The organism is Lonepinella sp. BR2271 (genome assembly GCF_051851515.1).
Classification (GTDB): Bacteria; Pseudomonadota; Gammaproteobacteria; order Enterobacterales; family Pasteurellaceae; genus Lonepinella.
Map to the genome: position 1 here is coordinate 71814 of NZ_JBPDVF010000007.1, position 24966 is coordinate 96779.

The 24966-nt window shown below is 40.5% G+C and carries 22 protein-coding genes and 1 pseudogene; 9 read left to right on the top strand and 14 right to left on the bottom strand.

Features of this window, described 5'->3' with window-relative positions; all coding sequences use genetic code 11:
- The first annotated feature begins 23 nt into the window (after nt 1–23).
- A complete protein-coding gene (gene gntR / locus ACTG7X_RS07125; protein WP_439257822.1) occupies nt 24–1025 on the top strand; it encodes a gluconate operon transcriptional repressor GntR in 1002 nt (333 codons plus the stop codon).
- Here the strand turns inward: gntR and ACTG7X_RS07130 are convergent.
- The 3 genes from ACTG7X_RS07130 to ACTG7X_RS07140 are packed head-to-tail and all read right to left on the bottom strand — an operon-like array spanning nt 1022 to nt 2075.
- On the bottom strand, nt 1022–1318 hold the full coding sequence (locus tag ACTG7X_RS07130) for a type II toxin-antitoxin system RelE/ParE family toxin (RefSeq protein ID WP_439257856.1): 297 nt from the start codon (nt 1316–1318) through the stop codon (nt 1022–1024). The genes gntR and ACTG7X_RS07130 overlap by 4 nt on opposite strands.
- Complete coding sequence (locus tag ACTG7X_RS07135) at nt 1311–1487, bottom strand: hypothetical protein (protein WP_439257823.1); 177 nt, start codon at nt 1485–1487, stop codon at nt 1311–1313. Before ACTG7X_RS07135 ends, ACTG7X_RS07130 begins: the two co-directional genes overlap by 8 nt.
- A gap of 42 nt (nt 1488–1529) precedes the next feature.
- Complete coding sequence (locus ACTG7X_RS07140; RefSeq protein ID WP_439257824.1) at nt 1530–2075, bottom strand: gluconokinase; 546 nt, start codon at nt 2073–2075, stop codon at nt 1530–1532.
- Between the two features lie 245 nt (nt 2076–2320).
- On the opposite strand from ACTG7X_RS07140, the gene idnD reads away from it, so the two are divergent.
- From idnD to ACTG7X_RS07155, 3 genes are read left to right on the top strand one after another with little or no spacing between them, the layout of a single operon-like run.
- Entirely contained in the window at nt 2321–3361 is a 1041-nt protein-coding gene (gene idnD, locus ACTG7X_RS07145; RefSeq protein WP_439257825.1) for an L-idonate 5-dehydrogenase, read from the top strand.
- 12 nt (nt 3362–3373) lie between these two features.
- Nucleotides 3374–4138, top strand: a complete 765-nt coding sequence (idnO, locus tag ACTG7X_RS07150) for a gluconate 5-dehydrogenase (protein ID WP_439257826.1) — start codon at nt 3374–3376, stop codon at nt 4136–4138.
- A gap of 20 nt (nt 4139–4158) precedes the next feature.
- Entirely contained in the window at nt 4159–5508 is a 1350-nt protein-coding gene (locus ACTG7X_RS07155) for a GntP family permease (protein ID WP_153985868.1), read from the top strand.
- A 47-nt stretch (nt 5509–5555) separates the two neighbouring features.
- Here the strand turns inward: ACTG7X_RS07155 and ACTG7X_RS07160 are convergent, their stop codons facing one another.
- The 7 genes from ACTG7X_RS07160 to ACTG7X_RS07190 form a co-directional block, all read right to left on the bottom strand.
- On the bottom strand, nt 5556–5708 hold the full coding sequence (locus tag ACTG7X_RS07160) for a YoaH family protein (RefSeq protein ID WP_439257827.1): 153 nt from the start codon (nt 5706–5708) through the stop codon (nt 5556–5558).
- Between the two features lie 17 nt (nt 5709–5725).
- Entirely contained in the window at nt 5726–7552 is a 1827-nt protein-coding gene (uvrC, locus tag ACTG7X_RS07165; RefSeq protein WP_439257828.1) for an excinuclease ABC subunit UvrC, read from the bottom strand.
- A 369-nt stretch (nt 7553–7921) separates the two neighbouring features.
- Nucleotides 7922–8725 (bottom strand): DUF4198 domain-containing protein, encoded by an 804-nt coding sequence (locus ACTG7X_RS07170; RefSeq protein ID WP_439257829.1) that lies wholly within the window; start codon nt 8723–8725, stop codon nt 7922–7924.
- Between the two features lie 107 nt (nt 8726–8832).
- Nucleotides 8833–9621: a 3-deoxy-manno-octulosonate cytidylyltransferase gene (kdsB, locus tag ACTG7X_RS07175; RefSeq protein WP_439257830.1), complete on the bottom strand. Its 789-nt coding sequence runs from the start codon at nt 9619–9621 to the stop codon at nt 8833–8835.
- Nucleotides 9618–10610: a tetraacyldisaccharide 4'-kinase gene (gene lpxK / locus ACTG7X_RS07180; protein WP_439257831.1), complete on the bottom strand. Its 993-nt coding sequence runs from the start codon at nt 10608–10610 to the stop codon at nt 9618–9620. Before lpxK ends, kdsB begins: the two co-directional genes overlap by 4 nt.
- Nucleotides 10611–10625: 15 nt before the next feature.
- The gene (gene msbA / locus ACTG7X_RS07185) at nt 10626–12374 is read right to left on the bottom strand and encodes a lipid A ABC transporter ATP-binding protein/permease MsbA (RefSeq protein WP_439257832.1); all 1749 of its coding nucleotides are present in this window, start codon (nt 12372–12374) and stop codon (nt 10626–10628) included.
- Nucleotides 12375–12434: 60 nt separating this feature from the next.
- Entirely contained in the window at nt 12435–14861 is a 2427-nt protein-coding gene (locus tag ACTG7X_RS07190) for a DNA internalization-related competence protein ComEC/Rec2 (protein WP_439257833.1), read from the bottom strand.
- Nucleotides 14862–15176: 315 nt separating this feature from the next.
- On the opposite strand from ACTG7X_RS07190, the gene dksA reads away from it, so the two are divergent.
- From dksA to folK, 3 genes are all read left to right on the top strand, one after another.
- Entirely contained in the window at nt 15177–15623 is a 447-nt protein-coding gene (dksA, locus tag ACTG7X_RS07195) for an RNA polymerase-binding protein DksA (protein WP_439257834.1), read from the top strand.
- Between the two features lie 229 nt (nt 15624–15852).
- Entirely contained in the window at nt 15853–17145 is a 1293-nt protein-coding gene (pcnB, locus tag ACTG7X_RS07200; RefSeq protein ID WP_439257857.1) for a polynucleotide adenylyltransferase PcnB, read from the top strand.
- 3 nt (nt 17146–17148) lie between these two features.
- Nucleotides 17149–17637: a 2-amino-4-hydroxy-6-hydroxymethyldihydropteridine diphosphokinase gene (gene folK / locus ACTG7X_RS07205; protein WP_439257835.1), complete on the top strand. Its 489-nt coding sequence runs from the start codon at nt 17149–17151 to the stop codon at nt 17635–17637.
- Between the two features lie 255 nt (nt 17638–17892).
- On the opposite strand, the gene ACTG7X_RS07210 is transcribed toward folK, so the two are convergent.
- Together ACTG7X_RS07210 and ACTG7X_RS07215 are read right to left on the bottom strand one after the other, a co-directional pair.
- Nucleotides 17893–18123, bottom strand: coding sequence for a hypothetical protein (locus tag ACTG7X_RS07210; protein WP_439257836.1), 231 nt, complete (start codon nt 18121–18123; stop codon nt 17893–17895).
- A 115-nt stretch (nt 18124–18238) separates the two neighbouring features.
- Nucleotides 18239–19153 carry an Rpn family recombination-promoting nuclease/putative transposase gene (locus tag ACTG7X_RS07215; protein ID WP_439257837.1) on the bottom strand — a complete coding sequence of 305 codons (915 nt, stop codon included), beginning with the start codon at nt 19151–19153 and terminating at the stop codon, nt 18239–18241.
- Between the two features lie 202 nt (nt 19154–19355).
- On the opposite strand from ACTG7X_RS07215, the gene ACTG7X_RS07220 reads away from it, so the two are divergent.
- Both ACTG7X_RS07220 and ACTG7X_RS07225 read left to right on the top strand, forming a co-directional pair.
- A complete protein-coding gene (locus tag ACTG7X_RS07220) occupies nt 19356–21287 on the top strand; it encodes an ABC transporter ATP-binding protein (protein ID WP_439257838.1) in 1932 nt (643 codons plus the stop codon).
- 188 nt (nt 21288–21475) lie between these two features.
- Nucleotides 21476–22486 (top strand): annotated as a pseudogene (locus ACTG7X_RS07225) (IS256 family transposase); the annotation flags it as partial.
- Between the two features lie 90 nt (nt 22487–22576).
- Here ACTG7X_RS07225 and ACTG7X_RS07230 read toward each other — a convergent pair.
- Both ACTG7X_RS07230 and ACTG7X_RS07235 read right to left on the bottom strand, forming a co-directional pair.
- Complete coding sequence (locus tag ACTG7X_RS07230; RefSeq protein ID WP_439257839.1) at nt 22577–23137, bottom strand: hypothetical protein; 561 nt, start codon at nt 23135–23137, stop codon at nt 22577–22579.
- Nucleotides 23138–23355: 218 nt separating this feature from the next.
- A complete protein-coding gene (locus tag ACTG7X_RS07235) occupies nt 23356–24831 on the bottom strand; it encodes an ATP-dependent nuclease (protein ID WP_439257840.1) in 1476 nt (491 codons plus the stop codon).
- Nucleotides 24832–24966: the final 135 nt, after the last annotated feature.

A 24966-nucleotide genomic window follows, 5' to 3' on the forward strand; every position in this document is an offset into this window, starting at 1 on the left:
CGTCTATTCCGCTTTATTTGACTATGCAAACCAAAAAAAAACGCCCAACGCTACAAGACATCGCCAATCATCTCGGCATTACCAAAATGACCATTAGCCGTTATTTGCGTAATCCCGATATGGTAGCAGCGGAAACGCGAGAGCGAATTGCAGTTGCCATTGAGCAATTTGGTTATATTCCGAACAAAGCCCCTGATATGCTTTCCAATGCCAAAAGTCGGGCGATTGGGGTGTTGTTGCCGTCTTTAACCAATGCGGTGTTTGCTGATGTGTTGAAAGGCATTGAAATTGTGACGGATCAAGCAGGCTATCAAACGATGTTGGCTCACTATGGTTATAGTCAACAAAAAGAACAACAACGCATTGAAAGTCTGTTGTCTTATAATGTGGACGGCTTGATTTTGGCAGAAAATCAGCACAGTAAACGCACCTTAAAAATGCTGGAAATTGCCAATATTCCCGTGATTGAAATTATGGATACCTCGGAGCTGGGGATTCAACAAGTGGTGGGCTTTGACAATATTTCGGCGGCACAGGCGATGGTTGAAACCATGATTTTGCGTGGTTATCAACATATTGTGTATTTTTCCTCTCGCCAAGATAAACGCACCTTGCTAAAACAACAAGGCTATGAAAAAGCCATGAAAAAACACCGCCTACCACCAATTACCGTAGGTTCGCAACAGGCATCATCCTTTACCCTCGGAGCAGAATATTTACAACAAGCCTTAAAGCAACACCCTGAAATTAACGGGATTTTTTGTACCAATGACGACTTAGCCATTGGGGCATTATTTGAATGTCAACGCTTAGGGATTCAAGTTCCCGAACAAATCGCCATTGCAGGTTTTCACGGACACGATGTAGGACAATCTCTTACGCCTCAACTTGCTACGGTCATCACGCCAAGATTGGACATCGGCAAAGTTGCCGCTCAAGAATTACTCAATCGCATTAACGGACTGCCCCAACAAAGCCGTATTATTAATTTGGGATATGAGATTCATTTGGGGGAAACGGTTTAATTTTCAGGACGGGGATAGATTCGGCTACTATGAATCACCGATAAAATAACCACTTCATCTGCGATTTCATTAAAATCATACACAATTCTATATTTTCTTGCGAAGGCTTCTCTTGAGCCATCATCTCGCAAACGCCCAATAGCAAGTGGCATAAACGCAATTCGTTCTATTTTTTCATAAATTTCATCAGATAACCGGATTCCGCTTACATCAAATCCTGTAAATTCAACAACATTAACTAAAATTTCGTTTATCTGTTGTAATGCTTGCGGAAGAATTGTTAATTTAGGCATAAGCAACGTTTTTAATAAAATCATCTAATTCTTGTGATTTACGCTCAATCACTTGTTTAGAACTGGCTTTTGCTTGTTCTAAAGTAAAACCTAAACCTGCTTGTTTTTCTTCCCGACCTTTGCGAACACATTCATTCACAAACTCATCATAACCTTTTTCTTTAAACATAGACTTGTTCTCGTAGATATATAAACAGGTTAATTATAATCCTTATTCTTTATGCTGTAAATCTAATAACGGTTCCAACGCCCTAACACACCGCTCCACCACCTCATCAAAACTACCCTCAATATCAACCGCAATCACATCTGGCTCATCCGCTTGTGGAATTTCCAAGGTATCAAATTGGCTTTTGAGCATTTCTTCTTTCATAAAATGCCCTTTGCGTTGTTTCATTCGTTCCAAAATCAATGCAAAACTGCCGTGCAAAAACAAGAATTTCACATTTCCATTGCCATCTCGGATCAAATCACGGTATTTTTTCTTTAAGGCTGAACACACAATAATGCCTTTTTCGCTTTTTTGTTCCAAACTAAAAGCGGCATCTCGGATGCGTTCTAGCCAAGGCAGGCGATCTTCGTCATTAAGCGGATGCCCTTGTCGCATTTTGATAATATTGGCTCTCGGGTGCAAATCGTCCCCGTCAATCAGTTTTAACCCCAATTTATTGGCGACTGCTGTGCCAACGGAAGTTTTGCCTGTGCTAGAAACGCCCATTAAAATAAAACTTGAGCCTTGAGATACGCTTTCATTCATCAATTTTTTCCTTTCAATTTTTATTTTTCGCTATTTTAACCCTAAATTTCAAAATATCGTTACTGGTAACATTTATTTTTGTGATCTGGATCACAAAGTTTTGCTTTCAGGTGAGCAAATTTTAACTTTTTTCAAAAAAATTGTGACGTACTTCACAATTTTGACAAAAGATACTTTACTCCCATGACAAAAATGAATATGTTACCCGTAACAAGAAACCTTGCTAAAAAATAAGGACAACAAAAATGAACATAAACACCTTATCTTGTGTGGTCAAAGGCGAAAAATCCGTTGACGTGATGCCACAAGAAATTGAATTTGACAAAAAAAGTGCGGATCAAACTTTGATTAAAATCACTCGTGGTGGAATCTGTGGATCTGACTTGCACTACTATTTACACGGCAAAGTGGGCAATTTTGCGGTGCAACATCCGATGATTTTAGGTCATGAAGTCATCGGGATTATTGAAAAAACCAACGATCCCAATTTATACGTTGGGCAAAAAGTTGCAATTAATCCCAGTAAGCCTTGCCAACATTGCAAATATTGCCTAAGCGGCGAAAGCAATCAATGCGAAACCATGCGATTTTTTGGCAGTGCCATGTATAACCCCCACGTTGACGGCGGTTTTACTCAATATAAAGTGGTGGATAACGCACAATGTATCCCTTATCCGCAAGATGCCAAAGATGAAATTATGGTATTTGCCGAACCTTTAGCCGTCACCATTCATGCGGCGAAACAAGCAGGCGATTTACAAGGCAAAAAAGTATTTATTTCGGGCGTTGGACCCATTGGCTGTTTAACCGTGGCAGCCGTGAAAGCATTGGGTGCAACAGAAATTGTCTGCACAGATGTCAGTCAACGCTGCTTAGATTTAGCAGTACAAATGGGGGCAACCAGGGTGTTAAACGCTCAAGACGGCGATTTTAGCCTGTATCTCGCTCACAAAGGCGAATTTGATGTGTGTTTTGAAGCATCAGGTCATCCGTCATCCATTGAGCGTTGCTTTGCCGTGGTCAAAGCCCGTGGCACGGTGATTCAAATTGGCATGGGCGGTGCTGTGCCACAATTTAACGCCATGACTTTAATCGCCAAAGAAATCAACTGGAAAGGATCATTCCGCTTTGTAGAAGAATTTAACACCGCCGTGGAATGGCTCGGTTCAGGCAAGATTGATCCGACACCACTCCATTCGGCGACCTTTGATTTTCACCAGTTGGAACAGGCATTACAAACCGCCACCAACAAAAATGAAATTTCCAAAGTGCAACTCACCTTTTAAAGGACGCTCATAATGAAAGACTTATTTTCCCTAAACAATAAACGTATTTTAATTACGGGTTCGACTCGGGGTATCGGTCGCTTGCTCGCTGAAGGCGTGGCGGAATTTGGGGCGGAAGTGATTATCAACGGCACGAGTCAAGCAAAAGCTCAATTAGTTGCTGATGAACTCAACGCCAAAGGCTACAAAGCCCACGCTGTCGCTTTTGATATTACCGGCACCCAAGCCATTCAACAAGCAGTAGATCATATTGAACAACATATCGGGGTGATTGACGTGTTGATTAACAACGCAGGCATCCAACGCCGTCATCCGTTCTGTGAATTTCCTGAACAGGAATATGACGAAGTGATTCGGGTCAATCAAAAATCCGTATTTATCGTATCGCAAATTGTGGCTCGTTACATGGTTAAACGCCAACAAGGCAAAATCATCAATATCGGTTCAATGCAAAGCGAACTCGGACGTGACACTATCACGCCATATGCGGCATCCAAGGGGGCGGTGAAAATGCTCACCCGTGGTATGTGCGTAGAACTGGCTCGCTATAACATTCAAGTCAACGGCATCGCCCCTGGTTATTTCAAAACCGAATTAACCAAGCCGTTGGTTGAAAACAAAGAATTTTCCGACTGGCTGTGCAAACGTACCCCTGCCGCCCGTTGGGGAAACCCTGAAGAATTGATCGGTGCAGCGGTCTTTTTAAGTTCAAAAGCATCTGACTTCGTCAACGGACATTTGTTGTTTGTTGATGGTGGTATGTTGGCTGCGGTTTAATCTTTTATAAGGAACATATTATGTTAATTTTCACCCTTATTGCCTCTATTGCTCTGTTGCTTTTGCTGATTATCAAGTTCAGAGTGCACGCCTTTGTGGCATTAGTTTTAGTCAGTTTATTGACCGCTTTGGTGACAGGCATGCCCGTCAGTAAAATTATCCCTACCATGTTAAATGGCTTTGGTGGCACGCTTGCCAGTGTCGCCTTGCTCGTGGGTCTTGGGGCAATGATTGGGCGGTTACTTGAAATCACAGGCGGTGCGAAAGTGCTGGCTGATACCTTAATCAATAAATTTGGTGAACAAAAAGCTCCCTTTGCCTTGGGCGTAGCTTCCTTGTTGTTCGGTTTCCCGATTTTCTTTGATGCAGGTTTAGTCGTTATGTTGCCGATTATCTTTAGTGTCGCCAAACAATTCGGCGGATCGCTATTCCGTTATGCCTTTCCTGCTGCAGGGGCATTTGCCGTCACTCATGCTTTCTTACCACCGCACCCCGGTCCTGTGGCTTCAGGGGATTTACTTGGAGCAAACATTGGTTTATTGACCTTAATTGGGATCATTATTTCCTTGCCAACTTGGTATTTCGCCGCCTATTTATACGGCACATTTTTAGGGCGTAAATTCCATTTACCGCTACCAAAATCCTTTTTAAATGCTGCTCCAATTAACGAAACCGCGGTGCAAAATCCACCAAGTTTTCGCAAGGTGTTATTTATTCTATTGTTGCCGCTTTGTTTAATTATGTTAGACACGGTGTTAAACACCTTGGAAGTAATGAAAATTGTGGACGGCACAGATCTTTGGGTGGAAAGCCTACGTTTGCTCGGCAAAACACCTGTGGCATTATTGATTACCTTATTAGTCACAATTTTGCTATTAAAACAACAACGTAGCGTAGAACAAATTGAGAAAATCTGCGACAACGCACTGGGTCCAATTTGTGCTATCGTGTTAGTCACAGGTGCAGGCGGTATGTTTGGGGGCGTATTGCGTGCCACGGGCATTGGCGATGAATTAGCCCATTTATTTGCTGACACGGGCATGCCTGTGATTGTCGCCGCGTTCCTGATTTCCACCGCTTTGCGTGTAGCTCAAGGTTCAGCCACCGTGGCAATTACTACCACTTCCGCACTCATTGCCCCGACCGTTGCGGCTACCACAGGATTAAGCGAATTTGATCTCTGCTTTATCGTGATTTCCATTGCTTCAGGGGCAACGGTGTTGGCTCATGTCAACGACAGCGGTTTCTGGCTGGTGAGCCGTTTTCTTGAAATTGACACCAAAACCATGTTTAAAACTTGGACAGTGCAAGAAACCTTAATTGGTTTGGTGGGATTTGGATTGTCTGTAATTGGTAGTATTCTTCTTTAACAGATTGATTAAAAAGGAAAAACTGCGGTAAAAAACACCGCAGTTTTTCATTCCCCCCGCTCAAATTCCTTCCGCAACTGCTCCGCCACCATTTTAATCGCCTGCCCTGCTGGAATCCCTTGTTCCATTAGCTGTTGGATTTGTTCCACAGCTTGTTGTTGCTGTTCGTGGGTTAAGCCTAATAATGTGTTATCTAACATATTGGTTTCCTTAATAATTAATCTTTTAGGGTTTCAAAAATCACTTCTGCCAACGCCTTAGAAATCCCTGGCACGCTGGCGATTTCATCTAAAGTCGCTTTTTTCACCCCTTGCAAACCACCGAGATATTTTAACAAGGCTTGGCGGCGTTTTGCACCGACCCCTACAATGGTTTCAAGACCACTCTGGGTAAAGGCTTTTTGGCGTTTTTTGCGGTGTCCTGTGATGGCGTGGTGGTGGCTTTCATCACGGATTTGTTGAATTAAATGCAACGCCAAATCATCAGGATCAAGATGAATTTCTTTGCCGAATTTGCTTAAAATCAGGGTTTCTTGCCCTGCTCGGCGATCCACGCCTTTTGCCACGCCGATTAAGTGCGGTGCGTTTTTGTCCCATTTTACTTGTAGATTTTCAAACACCTGCAACGCCCGATTTAATTGCCCTTTGCCACCGTCAATAAAAATGACATCAGGGATTTTGTCGGGGTCTAGCTCTCGATCATAGCGTTTTTTCAGGGCTTGTTCCATGGCGGCATAGTCATCACCGCCCGTAATGCCCTCAATATTAAAACGGCGATAATCGGATTTTAACGCCCCATTTTCATTGAATACTACGCAAGATGCCACGGTTTGATTGCCTTGGGTATGGCTGATGTCAAAACATTCCATCCGTTGAATTTTTTCCATACCGAGCAGGTTTTGCAAAGCGATATAACGTTCGCTGATTAAACTGGTTTCTTTTAATTTTAGACTTAATGCCGCTTTGGCGTTCATTTGGGCGAGCTGTAAGTATTTGCTTTTATTGCCTTTTACTGCATCTTGAATCACAACCTTGCGACCAGCTTGTTCCGTGAGCAAAGTTTCTAATTCGGCTTTTTCATCTAATTTATGATCCACCACAATGCTATTTGGCACGGTTCGCCCAAGGTGGGCTTGCAAATAAAATTGCCCCACAAAAGTGGCGGTCAACTCGCTCAAATCCGTATTAGCAGGCACTTTGGGGAAATAACTGCGATTGCCTAGCACCTTGCCTTGCCGAATAAACAGCACCTGTACGCACGCCACGCCCAACTGGTAAGCGATAGCAATAATGTCCATATCGTCTAGCCTGTCTTGGCTAACAAATTGTTTTTCAATAATAGAACGCACCGCTTGAATTTGATCCCGATAACGGGCGGCATTTTCAAAATCCAACGTAGCACTCGCCTTTTCCATTTTACCAATTAAATGCTCCAACACTTGGCTGTCTTTGCCTTGCAAAAAAAGTCGGGCATAGTTCACTTGCTGGTCGTACTCTTCATCCGTCACCAAACCGCTCACACAAGGGGCGGCACAACGCCCGATTTGATATTGTAAACAAGGGCGAGAACGGTTATTGTACACCGCATTTTCACATTGCCGCACGGGAAATAATTTTTGCAATAATGACAGGGTTTCACGCACCGCTCCAGCGTGAGGATAAGGCCCGAAATATTCGCCTGCAATTTTTTTCGCACCACGATAGGCGGTGAGTCTAGGGTGACGTTCTTTAGTCAGTAAAATATAGGGATAGGATTTATCGTCACGCAACAACACGTTATAACGTGGCTGATAGGTCTTAATGTAATTATGCTCCAGCAACAGGGCTTCGGTTTCGCTACTTGTAATCGTGGTTTCAATACGATAAATCGCCGCCACTAAGGCTTCGGTCTTTGGACTGGATAAATTGGCACGAAAATAGCTCGACAAGCGTTTTTTTAGATCCTTGGCTTTTCCCACATAAATCACTTGATCGGCTTTATCAAACATGCGATAAACACCGGAATCGTGCGTGACGTTTTTAAGAAAAGTTTTGTGATCGAACATAATTATTATCTTGCAATTAAAAATAAAACCCTTGTACTTATATACAAGGGTTTGTATAATATCGTTGCTTTTGACGACTATTTTTATAGTGTCTAAAAGTAGGTGGATCTGCATTGCAATCCGCCAGTTCGCACCTGTTGGGTTGCAAGTAGATCCTTGTTGTTTTAATTTTTACCAATGAGGATAAAAATATGAAACTAAAAACTATATTAATGATAGTTAAGTGGTTGATTATTATTCTACTCTGTGTATCACTCAAGGGTGATACCACTGGCATTATGTAGAATCCATTTAACTTAACTCAAAGGGAACAATTTCCACCACGAAATTGTTCCTTTTTATTATGCCAAATCTGTCAACAGATTTCAACTAGTGATATTGTTTTCCAATATTAAAGGTCAAGGTCGCATAATGTTTTGCCACTTGGCATTGGGTTTGATCTTTAAATGGCACTTCATAAGTCACCTGTGCTTTCCAAAAGCCTTGACGTAATGGGATAATATTTACCGTGCCGTCATCTAAAGTGACATCAGAAAAGGCTTGCGCCTCCACTTTATGGGTTTTGGTATTATCAGCGGTATCAAAACCATCAAAGGTCGCCGTCAAGGTGACATTTGGCAACGGTTCGCCACGGTACAATACTTTGACTTTAAATAAATCGCTCACATTAATATTAGCAGGATTATCCATTGGCACGATTTCTAGCTCGTGACCCACTTGCTTAGTAATTACATCCACGGCAGCACTTTCGTGTCCTACATTCACAATATTTTTGCCATACATAGAAGTCAATTCGCAATAAGTGGCATTCGGCGTATCTTTCATATCCGCTTGCTTCCAACCCTCAGCGTTTTTAGACCAAAAGGTTGGTTTATATTCGCCTGCTACAATATAACTCCCCTCTTCTACGGCTTTTTCGGTTTCAAAATGGTAGTTATGTTCGCCTTTTTGGACTAATTTTTGTTTGCCTTGAGCGGTAAATAAGGTCACGCCACGTTCAAAGAAATGTAAACGTTTTTCAGGGATTTGTTCTAAAGTGGGAAATTCGCCATAACCTAAATCGGCTTTTAAAATTTCCCCACCATGAGTGTGATCTGTTTGCATCCAAACTCGATGAGCTTGAGCGGAAATAGCTAAAGAAGCTAATAAGGTGGCTAAAAGTGCTTTCTTCATAAAATACCTCAATAATTGTTCAACTTATTTTTTAATGTAAAAGAAGAGAAGCATGATATAGAAAGCCACTTATTTTGTAAAGAAAAATTTGTTACTTGTTTAAGTCACTAAAACTTACCCAAAATACACCGCACTTTCTCCAAATCTTCTGGCGTATCCACCCCCACCGCAGGTACTTCTTTTGCCAGTTCCACATGAATACGTTCACCATGCCAAAGTACCCGTAATTGCTCAAGGCTTTCAATTTGCTCTAACGCAGTGGGTTGCCATTTCATATATTGCTGGATAAACCCTGCACGATAGGCATAAATGCCAATGTGGCGTAAATAGTGCGGTTGTAATTGAAGTTGTTTTTCTTGAAGTTCACCTTTTTGCCCTTGTTGTAGCTGGGCAAATTGATCCCGATCCCAAGGGATCACGGCACGAGAAAAATACAACACATAGCCGTTTTTGTCGGTGATTACTTTTACCGCATTGGGATTAAACAATTCTTCTGGGGTGTCAATTTTCACCGCAAGGCTTGCCATATTGACTTGATATTTTTGTAAGTTTTCTGCCACCTGTTGCACAATGACAGGCGGAATTAAGGGTTCATCCCCTTGAATATTGACGATAATTTCATCAGCAGGCAAGCCTAATTTTTGTACTACTTCTGCCAAGCGTTCTGTGCCTGAATTGTGGCTTTCCGAAGTCATGCACACCTCGCCACCGAACTCTCGCACTGCTTGTGCCACTTGCTCGTTGTCCGTTGCCACAATCACACGGCTTGCCCCCGATTGTTGGGCTTTTTCCCACACATGTTGAATCATGGGTTTGCCCGCAATGTCTGCCAACGGTTTGCCGGGTAAGCGACTGGAGGCAAAACGGGCGGGAATAATTACACTAAAAGCTGTCATTTTTTATCCTTAACTAAATGAATGATGTTATCCAAAAGTGCGGTGATTTTTTGCGGTGTTTTTGTGGTAGCGGATATTTCTGCCTCAACGGGCACATACCACCAATTTTTTTGTGCAAATGCACCGCACTTCACGGCATCTTTTTCGGTCATTAATAGGGGTTGTTCTGGATCAAAGCCAGTAAATAATGTGGCTTGATAGGCTTGATGATCGACAAAAGGTTGAGTATGGGTGAGCTGAATATTTAAACCCTGTAACATAGTAAAGAAACGTTTTGGATTACCAATACCCGCCATGGCTTGTGCCTGTTTTATTTCACTTAATAAACGTTTTTCACCCGTCACTAAATTAACGGCATAATGCGGAACAAGTGTCATCACCGCATTAGAATAACCATTCTCTGCCCCATTTGTGATGACAATATCGACATCTTTTAATCTGCTCGCTGTTTCACGTAATGGGCCAGCGGGTAATAATAATCCATTTCCTAGTCCTCGTTCGGCCTCCATCACCACGATTTCGATATCCCGTTGTAATTTATAATGTTGCAGACCATCATCACTGATAATCACCTCACAAGGGTGTTTTTCTAATAATAATTCAATCGCCTGTTGACGATTAGGCGAGATACAAACTGGTGCACCCGTTCGTTTGGCAATTAATAAAGGTTCATCACCCGATTGAATGGGATCATCATCAGCACTGACTAAGCGTGGATAATGATCAGATTGACTACCATAACCACGAGAAATCACACCGCACTTTATTCCCCTTTCTTGCAATTGTTCCACAAGCCAAATCGTCACGGGGGTTTTGCCATTCCCACCGACGCTTAAATTACCGACGATAATGACGGGAACGGGCGAACGATAGGATTTTAAAATCTTCGCTCTAAATAAAAAACGACGCAAACCACTGATTAAGCCAAAAAGCCAAGCCAGTGGTAATAAAAGATAAGCGATTTTGGAATGGGTATACCAAAAATTCATTATTTATCCTATGTTTTAATGCGAAAACTGCATGGCGTGTAATTGTTTATACGCCCCGCCCCGCTCTAAAAGCTCGGCATGACTACCCCGTTCTTTCACCTCACCATGCTCAATCACCACGATTTCGTCGGCCTTTTCAATGGTCGACAAGCGGTGGGCGATCACTAAAACCGTACGATCTTTTTGTAATTCTTCTAAGGCTGATTGAATAGCGCGTTCCGATTCTGTATCCAATGCTGAGGTCGCTTCATCTAAAATCAATACTGGTGAATTACGCAATAAAGCACGTGCAATGGCTAAACGTTGACGTTGACCGCCGGATAAACTCGCCCCATTTTCACCAATTACTGTATCTAAACCATTCTCCAATTTATCGATAAATTCCATAGCATGTGCAGCATGTGCGGCGTCAATAATTTGTTGACGACTGTATTTCTCCGTGGCCGCATAAGCAATATTATTCGCCACGGTATCATTAAATAAATGCACCTGTTGCGACACGACGGAGCATTGCTGACGTAAATTGGCGAGTTTATAATCTTGAATATTCACGCCATCCAGTAAAATCTCGCCTTGATCAATATCGTAAAAACGAGTTAATAAATTGGCGACTGTGGATTTACCCGAACCTGAACGCCCCACTAAGGCAACTGTTTTGCCTTGCGGAATGGTTAAGGAAAGATCGTTTAATGCCCGTTCTTCTTTACCTTGGTAAGCAAAACTCACATGTTTAAATTCCACTTCACCTTTCGCGCGTTCCACTTCGTAGTTACCACTGTCTTTTTCAGTGTCTAAATCCAAAAATTCAAACAGCGTTTGACAGGCGGCCATACCACGTTGGAATTGGGAATTCACATTGGTTAAGGATTTAAGTGGTCGCATCATGGCCATCATAGAAGAAAACACCACGGTAAATGATCCCGCCGTCAAACTCTCACTGACCACTTCAGGGAATGTCGCCACATACAGCACGGCTGACAAAGCAAAAGAAGCGATCAACTGCACTACACCGTCCGAAATGCCGTCAGCAGACACAATTTTCATGCCTTTGCGGCGCATATCGTTGCTGACTTCATTAAAGCGTTGTTCTTCCACCGGTTGACCACCGAAAGACAACACCACTTTATGCCCTTTTAACATTTGTTCCGTGGTGGTGGTTAAGGCTCCCATGCTGTCTTGAATATTACGGCTTAATTGACGGAAAATTTTAGAGACGAGACCAATCAGTACGCCAATAATCGGTGCTAAGACGAAAAGCACAATAGATAGCTGCCAACTGGTATAAATCATCACCACAAAGAGGGAAATTAAATAAGTCCCCTCACGCACAATGGTCACTAACGCACTAGACGACGAACTGGCGACCATTTCACTGTCATAGGTCACGCGAGAAAGTAAGCGACCGGTTGGATTTTGGTCAAAGTAACTCACTGGCATAAACATGAGATGTTTAAACAAACGGCGACGTAAGGTCATCACCACTTTGCCTGAAACCCAAGATAAACAATAGCTGGCAATGTAGTTAGTGACGCCACGAAACAGTACAAACACCACAACCAAGACAGCCATTAATTTGAGAAAATCATGATCCGCTTCGCCAAAACCACGATCCAATAAAGGTTTTAATAAATAAATTAATCCCGAATCCACCAACGCATTTAATACCAGAGCAATAGCTGCCACAATTAATCCCGCTTTGAATACACTAATGGTTGGCCATAAGCGTTTAAAGGTTTTGAATACCGAAATATCTTTTTCTTTCATAATCACATCTTCATTTAAAAAGTTGTTGGCATTGTACAATTTTTTTCAGGATTATCCAACTTAATCCCCCTGTTGAGCAGTAATAATCTGCTGATACCAAGGACTAAACGCATTTCTGGCGGTGACAATTTTTGTATTATCCCCATAGAATCGTACCGAAATTTGCCCCAAAACTGCGGTATTATACACCGCACTTTGCACTTGTTCTAAATGGGCTATCACACTGGCATGGGGGAATTTCCACTGATTCCAGCGCCCACTTGAGATCAAGGCAAGATCAGGTTGAATTCGTTCAACAAAATCCGCTCCCGTTGACGTTTTACTGCCATGATGACCCACTTGTAATAGCTCAATTTTAGGTAACTGTGGCATAAGACGTCGCTCCGTGGCCAAATCGGCATCCCCTGTTAACAAGACGCTATGATCGCCTTGTTGGACCAATAACACACAAGAATCGGCATTTTCTGCTCGAACAACCGGTTTTTCAGGCGATAAGGCTTGAATATCTATTCCTTGCCATTGCCAATGCGCCCCTTGTTGACAAAAAGTGCGGTGGTTTTCGCCATAGTTTTTGGTGGAGGGCGTCACCAATATGGCCTCAGGAAATACCTTTAATATGGCCGTTGCACCACCCGCATGATCGTTATCATCATGGCTAAGAATCACATAATCTAAGGCAATGCCTTGCCGTTGCAAATAAGGGATAATTTCCAATTCCGCCATGGAACCGCCTTGCCAACTGGCGCCGGTGTCGTACAAAATCCCTCGCTGATTTTTCACGATTAAGGTGGATAAACCTTGCCCCACATCTAGCGTATCCACTTGCCAATCCGATTGTTGAACATCATCCCATAGGGAGATTGTGCCGAATAACAATATCAGGCTCGCAAAACCTTGTTGCACGCGTTTATATAACAAGGGCGACAAACTGCGATCAGATTTTAGCGAAAAACAAGGCGGTCGACGTGAATAGGTCATGGCCTCCCGCTTTTTTGTCGTTTTCTTACTCTTGTAAAGTAAATAAAAAATCAGCCAAACGGCACCAAGTAAAATGCAACTGACATATTGGCTTGCTGAATTCGACAGCGTAATCCAACTGTCTTGAAAATAAGACAATAGATGGGTAATCTTATCTGCCATATTATCGGCTATTTGCCAACTATAAAAACGACCATGACTCAACACCGCAAACAACACTAATGGCACCAACAAAAAGCTATACAACGGCACGGCCACGATATTCGCCATAAAACCTTGTAACGAGAACCCACCAAAAAAAGCCAATTGAATCGGGGTAAAAAAGCAAAATAACCCCAGTTGCAAGTGAAACAATGCCAATATCCACCGCACTTTTTGAGAAAGGGGTTCCCCTCGCCATTCAAGCAAATTAAGCGGAAAAAGCTGATACCACAGAATTAAACAAGCTACCGCCCCCACCGAAAGCCAAAAACTGGTCGATAAGATCATTAAAGGATCGCTTAACAGCAATAATGCAACGACGCGAAAATACAGTTGCCATGCCGTACAATAACCTCGCCAAACACGCAACATCACCACAATACATAAGGCCACACAAGCCCGAAATGTGGGAATCGCAAATCCGGCTAAATAGGCATAAAATAACATCAACAGCAACCCCGTCAGTAAAGGGAAAATGGGCGTAATTAATCGTGTCGGCAGAATATATTGCACGACTCTGCCAAGCCAAAAACCCAACGCCATGGCCAAACCAATATGCAAGCCTGAAATCGCGATCAAATGAGCGGTGTTGGTTTGTTGATAGATTTTCCACGTTGCCGAATTTAACCAAGCGCGCTCACCAAACCCCAAAGCCAGCAATAAACCTTGTTGAGACAAATCTTGCGTTTGTGCTACGCTTTGGGTGAACCGCTGTTCTCGCCAGGAAAAATCTTGGGCTATTTTCACCGCACTTTTTATGTTAGCTAAGGCCTGAATATCCTTCGCAAAATACCACTTTTGCCGATCAAATCCGTCAATATTTAAACGTGAAGAAAGCGGTTTTAATGTCAGCGTACCTCGCCAAACTTCCCCCATTTGAGGCATTTCCGCCACTTTCCAATTCACATAAACTCGCCTTGAGGGTTGCGACGACGAAGATAATGCTTGGGCAATTAACGCGGTGTATGCCCCTTGATGTTGAACCTCCATAATCCGAAAATCAGTTTGGATTTTTGGGGTTGGTACATTGGCATTCTCCAACGCCTGTTTTGCGCTGAAATGCGCATAACCGAGCAACAGCGGAATAATCAACGCGCTATTTAAGCCTTGTTTGAGAAGTTTAGGGGCAAATTGCCAGCGTAGCATAACTCGTTGAAACAGCAATAAACAAACAAATAGCGCAACACAAGTTTGCCAAGATAACAAAAAATCAGCGGGTAAAAAAGATAATGAAAGCACGGATAAAATCGCATATAGGCTTATTTTATCTACATCTAGTTGATTGATTAATTTAAACAATTTCTGCATTTTATACCGCACTTTACCCTTTTTGTAATAGCGTCTTACATTTTGCATAAAGAATATACAAAACTCGTTTTAAGCCTACGCTAAAAATGCCGAAATACGAAACAATTTATTTCATTTTTGGAATGGAGATCACATTTTTATGTAAAGACTACGTAAAGTTCGCCCCATTTGAATAATTTTATTTGCTTATTTGGGCAACTTCTGGTATTTATAACGCCTTTAAAATTACCCCCTATCATTTTTGGGAAATCACTTAACGTGTTTGACGTCGCTAGATGGATCGCTCAGACAGAATATTATTGATTGGAGAACAACATGACAAACACAAATAAAGCCTCTTTAAGCATTTTAGCCTTGGCGGGCGTGTCGCCATATCAAGAAGAAAAAAATGAAGAATACATGAATGAAAAACAACTCATTCATTTTCGTAAAATTTTACAAGCATGGTACGACCAGATTGTCGGTGAGGCAAGCCGTACCGTAAACCATATGCGAGATGAAGCCTCTAATTTTCCTGATCCCGCAGATCGTGCGACCCAAGAAGAAGAATTTAGTTTAGAATTGCGTGCCAGAGATCGTGAACGCAAATTGATGAAAAAAATCGAAAATACTTTAAAAAAATTAGATACGGAAGATTTTGGCTACTGCAATTCATGCGGTGTCGAGATTGGTATTCGTCGCTTAGAGGCTCGTCCAACAGCCGATCTTTGTATTGATTGTAAAACATTAGCCGAAGTGCGTGAAAAACAAATGGGGTTTTAATCAAAAATCCCTCACTGGCTATATAGAATAAACGCCGGACGTAATGAAATACGTCCGTTGATTTTATTCACAAAATATTTTATTTACGGAGTTTATTATTTTAACGTACATAAAAAACTGGTTTGGTAAACAGACAAAGCAAGATAAACCAAACAACACGCCACGCCCACAACTGAAATTGACTACGGGATCCGTGTGTCCAAGTCATACCAAACATCATGCCAATGCAATGATCAAGGCAAGTCAAGTGGCTATTCATGCTCGATTGTTTAGTAAAAATGCCCTAAGCGTGGTGGAAAAACTGAATCGTCAAGGCTACGAGGCCTATATTGTCGGTGGCTGTATACGAGATCTGTTATTAGGTAAAACACCGAAAGATTTCGATGTGGCCACCAATGCTCGCCCCGAACAAGTGCAAGCCATTTTCCAACGCCGTTGCCGTTTAGTCGGACGCCGTTTCCGTTTAGCCCATATTATGTTTGGGCGAGATATTATTGAAGTCGCCACATTCCGTGCCAATCACGAAGTCAAACACTCCGAACAACAAGCGAAACAAAATGATGACGGCATGATTTTACGGGATAATGTTTACGGGACATTAGAACAGGACGCAGAACGCCGTGATTTTACCGTAAATGCCCTTTATTACAGCCCCAAAGACAATGTCATCTACGATTTCTATCAAGGCATTGACGATCTGAAAGCGGGGAAATTACGCCTCATCGGCGATCCTGTCACTCGCTATCAAGAAGATCCCGTACGCATGTTGCGCGCCATTCGTTTTATGGCGAAATTAGATATGTTTTTGGACAAATCCAGCGAAACGCCGATTGTCGAACTTGCACCGCTGTTGAAAAATATCCCGCCCGCTCGTTTATTTGATGAAAGTTTGAAGTTATTACAAACTGGCTGCGGTGAAAAAAACTATCATTTATTGCGTCAATACGCCTTATTTGAACAACTGTTCCCTGCGCTGCTCCCTTATTTTACCGAAAAAGGCGACAGCTTAGCGGAACGCATGATGATTCATTCGGTGAAATCCACCGACGAACGTATCGCTGATAATTTACGGATTAACTCCGCATTCTTATTTGCGGCATTCTTTTGGTATCCGTTACGTGAAAAAGTCGATACGCTAAAAAATGAGGGCGGATTAAATAACCACGACGCCTATGCGTTAGCAGGAAATGAAATCATGGACGTGTTATGTCGTGCCCTTGCTGTACCTCGTCGACATACGGGCGTCATTCGTGAAATTTGGATGTTGCAATTACAGCTTGCCAAACGTTCGGGCAAATTCCCTGAACGCACCATGCAACACCCGAAATTCCGTGCGGCTTACGACCTATTAGCCATGCGTGCGGAAATTGAGGGCGGTGAAAGCATTGAATTGGCCAAATGGTGGCATGAATATCAGTTTAGCAGTACCGAACAACGTATTGCGTTGATCCAAGAGCAAAATAAAAATGCGCCACGCCCGAAAAAACGTTATGCTCGCAAACGTTCGCCGAAAAAGGACTAACCCATGGTCATTGCATACATTGCCTTAGGCAGTAATTTAAATCAACCTGTGCAACAACTAAATGCGGCTATTGAGGCTATGGCGGTTTTACCTCAAACCCAAGTGCTAGCGGTCAGTTCATTTTACCGTAGTAAACCACTCGGGCCACAAGATCAACCCGATTATGTTAATGCCGTAGCAAAACTTCAGACAGAACTTGCGCCTCTGGCATTATTAGACGCCTTACAACAGATTGAAAATCAACAAGGCCGAGTGCGTTTACGTCATTGGGGCGAACGCACTTTAGATTTAGATATATTACTTTATGGTCAACGGGTTATTCAGTCAGAAAGACTGACCATTCCCCATTATGATATGCGAAATCGAGAGTTTGTAATTATTCCACTGTATGAAATTGATAGCGATTTAATTTTACCAGATGGAGTGAAGTTATCCGACCTGATGAAAAATATCAAAAATAATAAAATGACGCTTGTAATTCAAAATAAATAAGCTATAATGGTTTCCATCTTAAGTAATCCCTAGTGCTTAAGGTAACTTCACTTAGTTGTGATTCCAAAACAAGTGAAAATTTTGTTCATAAATCCTAAACATCCCTAATGAAAATGCAACTTAACAGTTGCATTTTTTTTGCCTAAAAATGAGTTATATCTTGTGGACGATAAAGCCATACTCAAGGGGCAGAATCCTGCCCCTTTAAATTGTGAATAAAAACCACCATTTTGTTAGAACCTATTGAGCTTAGAGTTAATTCAAGGTTTGTCTAAGTTTTTGAATATCCTCTACGGGCAAGCCGACAATCTCAGACACTAGCTGAATATCAAAACCACGATTAAGCATATTCTGGGCAGTACTTTGCAAGCCCTTTTGTAAACCTTGTTCTATCCCTTGTTCTATCCCTTGGGCAATCCCCTTTCTCGTGGCGGAGCTTAACAAGGAATATTCGTCCCATTTACGCTTTAAACTGACATCGTACATTTTTTGCTCCTTTTTATCTAAGTTGCTATATAAAACGATGTTTAAAGGGCAGAATTCTGCCCCTTTAAATTGTGAATAAAAACCACCATTTTGTTAGAACCTATTGAGCTTAGACTTAATTCAAGGTTTGTCTCATTTTTTGAATGTCCTCTACGGGCAAACCTACAATCTCAGACACTAGCTGAATATCAAAACCACGATTAAGCATATTCTGGGCGGTACTTTGTAAGCCTTTTTGTAAACCTTGTTCTATCCCTTGTTCTATCCCTTGTTCTATCCCTTGTGCAATCCCTTGGGCAATCCCCTTTCTCGTGGCGGAGCTTAACAAGGAATATTCGTCCCATTTACGTTTTAAACTGACATCGTACATTTTTTGCTCCTTTTTATCTAAGTTGCTATATTCGGCAATTTCAAATACTTTTTCAAAAATGGGGTCATTCAGAAAATCGGGTAAACTATTGAGTTCTACAATGTTTTTAAGGACATACAACCATTTTTCCAAATTTGTGCTGAGTTGTTTCTCTGGTTTGTTGAGATTGATGAGCTCAATATAAATAAAACCCAGTTTATCATAAAAAATTTCCCCTGTCTTTTTGTTGCAAAGACAAATATCGTGTAAATATTCATCTGTTTCAGAGAAATGAAAACCATCCATAATCGCAATTACATAAACCTCGCTAATGGCATATTCCCACTCGTACCGTTTGCCTTTTGGCGCTTGGTCACTCAGCAATTTTGCACCGTAATAAATCGTTCGCTGTTTAAAATTATCCTGAATACTACTCTGCACTTCAATAATAAATTGCGAACCGTCATCGGTGGTACAAGTCAGATCAAAAATCACAGCACCTAATTTTGACGTATCACCTACGTGTTCGTTTTTGTTATACATTAAATCGCTAATGACCTTCTTGCCTTTGAATAATTCGTTTAAAAAAGCCAGTAAGATTTCTTTGTGCGACTCCATACCAAAAATACGCTTGAAACCATAATCAGTTGTTAAATCAATGTAACGTGAATGTTGTTGCATAATCCCCCCTTTTGGGTCATTAAAAATTGAGGTTATTATTAACCGCGGTGAAAATCCTACAAGATTTTTAGTTCAATTTTGGAATCAAGATCACAAAATTTGATTTTTTAGCGGGCAAAACTAAGGGTAAAAAATGAATCACTACAAATTCCCCCAAAAAACTGCTAAAATCTCCGCAATTTTTTCAATTTAATCAATCATTATGGCATTAATCAGTTTAACCAACGGCTATCTTTCTTTTAGTGATCATCCTTTGCTTGATCACTGCGATTTACATATTGAACCCAACGAGCGAGTGTGTTTAGTTGGTCGCAATGGCGCAGGCAAATCTACCCTACTCAAAATTCTGGCTGGCGATACTGTGATGGATGATGGCAAATTGCTGTTAAACCAAGATCTCGTTGTTTCTCGTTTAGAACAAGATCCGCCACGTACAGCAAGCGGTAATGTGTTTGATTATGTGGCCGAGGGGATTGGGCATTTAGCCGATTTATTGAAAGAATATCATCATTTATCCACGCAATTAGAACAGGATTATAGCGAAAGCCTACTCAATCAACTCGCCAACGTGCAGGCTAAATTAGAACACAATAACGGCTGGCAATTTGATAATAAAATCAAAGAAGTGTTGCTTAAACTGAATCTTAATCCTGATACCAAATTGTCGGATTTATCGGGCGGTTGGTTGCGTAAAGCGGCCTTGGCTCGGGCGTTGGTGTGCAACCCTGATGTGTTGTTGTTGGACGAACCTACTAACCATTTGGATGTAGATGCCATTGAATGGTTGGAAGAATTTTTACTGGAATTTAAAGGCAGTATCGTCTTTATTTCTCACGACCGTTCTTTTATTCGCAAAATGGCAACACGCATTGTGGATCTTGACCGTGGACAGCTTGTTTCCTATTCAGGTGATTACGACAATTATCTCACCACCAAAGAAGAAAATCTGCGTGTGGAAGAATTGCAAAATGCCCTATTTGATAAAAAACTCGCTCAAGAAGAAGTCTGGATTCGGCAAGGGATTAAAGCAAGACGTACTCGTAACGAAGGACGTGTGCGTGCCTTAAAAGCCTTGCGAGAAGAACGCCGTCAACGCCGAGATCAGCTTGGTACAGCAAAATTACAACTCGATCAATCTAGTCGTTCCGGCAAAATTGTGTTTGAACTCGAAAACGCCAATTTTGAGATTGACGGTAAAAAATTGCTCTCCAATTTCAGCACCAATATTATGCGGGGCGATAAAATTGCTTTAGTGGGTGCCAATGGTTGTGGAAAAACGACTTTTATTAAACTATTACTCGAACAACTTAAACCCACTTCAGGAAAAATCCGTTGTGGCACCAAATTAGACATTGCCTATTTCGACCAATATCGGGTAGATCTTGATCCCGAAAAATCTGTTATGGATAACGTGGCAGACGGCAAGCAAGATATTGAAGTCAACGGCATTAAACGCCACGTGTTAGGCTATTTACAAGATTTCTTATTTCCACCCAAACGAGCCATGACCCCTGTCAAAGCCCTGTCTGGCGGTGAACGCAATCGCTTATTGTTGGCAAAATTATTATTAAAGCCGAATAATTTATTAATTCTGGACGAACCGACCAACGATTTAGATGTGGAAACCCTTGAATTATTGGAAGAAATTCTAGCAGATTATCAAGGCACCCTGCTGATTGTCAGCCACGACCGTCAATTTATTGATAACGTTGCTACCGAATGTTATATGTTTGAAGGCAATGGCGTGTTGAATAAATATGTGGGCGGTTATTTTGACGCTAAACAGCAACAGACCAACGTTTTCGCTCAAAAAGCGTTGAATGAACCCGTTAAAACCGCCGAAAAAGCGGAAAAAACTGCGGTGCAAAATCCGAAAGTTTCTGAAAAACCGAAAAAACAAGCCACCAAGCTGTCTTACAAAGAACAACGTGAATTGGAGCAATTACCGCAACAACTGGAAGAATTAGAACAAAAAATCACCGCACTTCAAACGGAAGTGGGTAGCCCTGCGTTTTTCCAACAATCCCACGAAACCACTTCCGCAAAATTGCAACAATTAGCCGAGCTTGAAAATGAATTAGAAACGGCGTTTTTGCGGTGGGAAGAATTGGAAGAGAAGAAGAATCTGAGTTAATTTGTCGGGGCGTATGCAATACGCCCCAATTTACACGCCGTCAATAACAAAATGGTTGCTAACATAGTGAGTTAAAACGAGCCTATACCAAAATTTGTGTAAATACCTGTTTCTGAGATAATAACCAAAAACAGGTATTTTTATTATGAATGAACAACAAATTAAATTATTGGCTAATGAATTAGCTAAAAACCTTGCTCACCGATGAGGGAGATATTGAACTCAACATTCCCCGAGATCGTGACAGCACCTTTGAACCGCAAATTATTAAGAAAAATCAGACTAGCATCACGGGTATGGATGAGCAAATCATTGCCTTATATGCCAAAGGGTTAAGTAATCAGGAAATCGTTGATTCCTTTAAGGAATTTTATGATGCCGATGTTTCACCGAGCCTGATTTCTCGGGTGACGGATTCGGTCAAAGAACGCATTATTGAGTGGCAAAATGAACCGCTTGATGCGGTGTATGCCATTGTTTATTTGGATTGTATCGTGGTGAAAGTTCGCCAAGATGGGCGGATTATTAACAAGGCGGTTTTTGTCGCTTTGGGCGTGAATCTGGAGGAATGCAAAGAACTATTAGGACTCTGGATTGCCGAAAATGAAGGGGCAAAATTTTGGTTAAACGTGCTAACCGAGCTTAAAAATCGTGGCGTACAGGATATTTTAATTGCCTGTATTGACGGCTTAAAAGGCTTTCCTGAAGCGATAAACACCGTCTTTCCTGACACGAAAATTCAACTTTGTATCGTGCATATGGTGCGTAATAGCTTGAAATATGTCACTTGGAAAGATTACAAAGCCGTGACAGCGGATTTAAAGCTGATTTATCAAGCACCTACGGAACAGGTAGCCCTACAGGCGCTGGCTAATTTTGAGCAAAAATGGCAAGCAAAATACCCCTTAATCGCCAAAAGCTGGCAGAATCATTGGGCGAATTTAGCCACGATTTTCAGCTATCCTGACGATATTCGTAAGGCAATTTACACGACCAATGCGATTGAATCGTTGAACAGCGTGATTCGGCGAGTGATTAAAAAACGAAATGTCTTCCCGACTGACGAATCCGTGATTAAAATCGTTTGGCTTGCGATTAAAGATGCGTCTAAAAAATGGTCAATGCCGATCCGAAATTGGCGAGCAGCATTGAACCATTTTGTGCTAGAATTTGGTGATCGTTTAAGCGATCACCTTTAAGTGAAATTGGTGTTTACACAAAATGTGGGATAGGCTCGATTTAATAGTTAGAAATAAAAGCAATAATATAATATATTATTGCTTTTTAATTTAGAATGATTCCATTTTTATATACTCTTCCATTATTTTTAATGTTTTGTGCTTTTCAGAAGATCCTTTTTTAAATAATTCTCTATTTTCTTGACTTACATTAAACTTTTCAAAAAGAGAAATTATATCATTATCTATAATTACTAAATTGCTAATTATAGAACTACTGTATAATTTTTTATCTAAAATATTTTCTAAATAATCACCTCTTATTTTTAACACTTGTTCAAACTGTTTTTCTGTAAGGTTATTTAGTTTGCTTTTTAATTCATTTTTAAAACCTCTAATTTCATTTGTAAATTCTTTAATTTCCACTATTTCATCAGGATTTAAAGGCTGAATTAAATCTTTATATGTGTAAGTTTTTCCCCTAAAGGTGCTTTTAATTTGTTTCATTTCTTTAGTAACTTCACCATAATAGAAATATCTTGAACCATCAGGACTGCAATAACTATCTTCAAATTTAGGGAAATCTTGGCATCCATAGGAAGCCAAAACATTCTGAGAAATTAAAAATAAAGAACCACAAATTAAACCTAATTTAATTTTATTACTGAGCATATTTAACTCCTTTTTTATTATATTTATTTTTTATTATGATGTTATCGTAGATAAAAATAAATACAATAGTTTTTTAGAAAATAGTTGATGATTTTTAAATAGGTTTATATTTAAATAATCATCAAATTTTGTTTATTTATTGCAATATAAGGCTTGAATTTTGAAGCCTTATATTGCAAGGTTATCAACACATTAGTTGAACAGGGCAGAAACAGGTGTTATGTATTTAGAATACGTTCAACTTCACCAATAATGCTTTGACAGAAGTCTTGGTTTTTATCTTTCCAAAAAGAAATAAATCCAATACTTAGAGTTTCTGTTCTTTGTCCTGTTTGTTCAGATAATTCTTTAAAAACAAGATGATGATCACGTGATATGTTTTTTATCGTGTTAATACTTTCCCTAAAAGATTGCATTGGGTAATTTTCCCCAAGATTGCAATATTTCATTAGTGATTTTAATTCTTCATCTGTAAGATTTAGTGCTGCATTGAATATTTCTTCTTCAGGTGCATTGCCTTTTAACGTAATAATGCCATTTTCTTTATCTATAGATTTTTCTTGATCACCATCAAGGATGCATAATGATTTGACTTTATTTTTCGTTGCTGGATTTAATTTAATATTTTTATGGAATTTTATAGCACTATCTGCGCCGCCAGCTTGATGGATTTCTAGTTGTCGCTTAAGCTCAGGGACGTCAGATAAGATTCTTTCTACAAGAAGTCTAGCAAATTCATCTTCAACATAAATAATAAGTTTTTTCTCAATATATCCAGATAATGCTAATAATGAATCTACAGAGAGTTTACCTTGTTGTAATTTTTGATTTATGCAAGACCATATTGCTTCATCAGGCAATGGGGATAGCGCATAGTCGCTATGCGTGGTAAATATAATTTGTATGGATTTTTCTTTGGCTATTGTAATCAGTCGTTGTACCAATCTTTCTACGACTATTGGGTGTAAACCATTTTCAATTTCTTCAATTAATACTAATGTGTTTTTATCGGCAGATTCAATTTGTTCTATCATTCTTATGATAGATGATTCACCTGCACCAAAATGGAACTCAGAATAATTTATGTCATTTTTCTCTCCGATTAGGAATGTCGTTCCATCTATATTGGTTTTTTTATATTTTGATAATTCTTTATTTAAAATTGCACTCGCTATGGTAGCTGCATTTTTATTTAAAGTGCCTAATTCTTGTTGATCCTTAATTTGTTTTTTATTTCTTAATTTATTAAATGCTGTTTTCTCACTAGCAGGAACGGTTCGTTCAATTCCAAAAAATAAGATTTCACGTACAGGTGTATTTCTTCTTGCCCAATTACTTTCTTTAAACTCCGTTGTGTGAGTGCGTTCGCTTTGGTCTTTATTTGTTTTACTTAAATAATGTCCTGTTACTCCCCAATTTTGCATTGAAGTATCGCCCACATTACTTTTAGGGAAAAATTTACTTGGTATAATAGATTTATTATTTTGTGCGGTATATACGCATACAACAGATCCTAAAATGGTTGATTTACCACATCCATTTGGTCCGATGATTGCCGTAACGGGAAAATCAAATTTGATTTCTTGATCTGTAATACCGCGCATTTTATGAATATCTAGTTTTAGTAGATATTTCCCATATTTACGTTCTTTTACTTTATCAAGTAGATCATTAATGTCATTACTGTAGGTCATAGGGATAGCCTCATTTAGGGTTGGATTGTTTGTGTTTGTTTATTATTCTACAATTGTTTTTTTTTTGCGCAATTTGCGTTTGTTTGATCGGCTATTTTTTGAGCGTTAGGAAATGGGTGTTTTAGATTTAGCGTT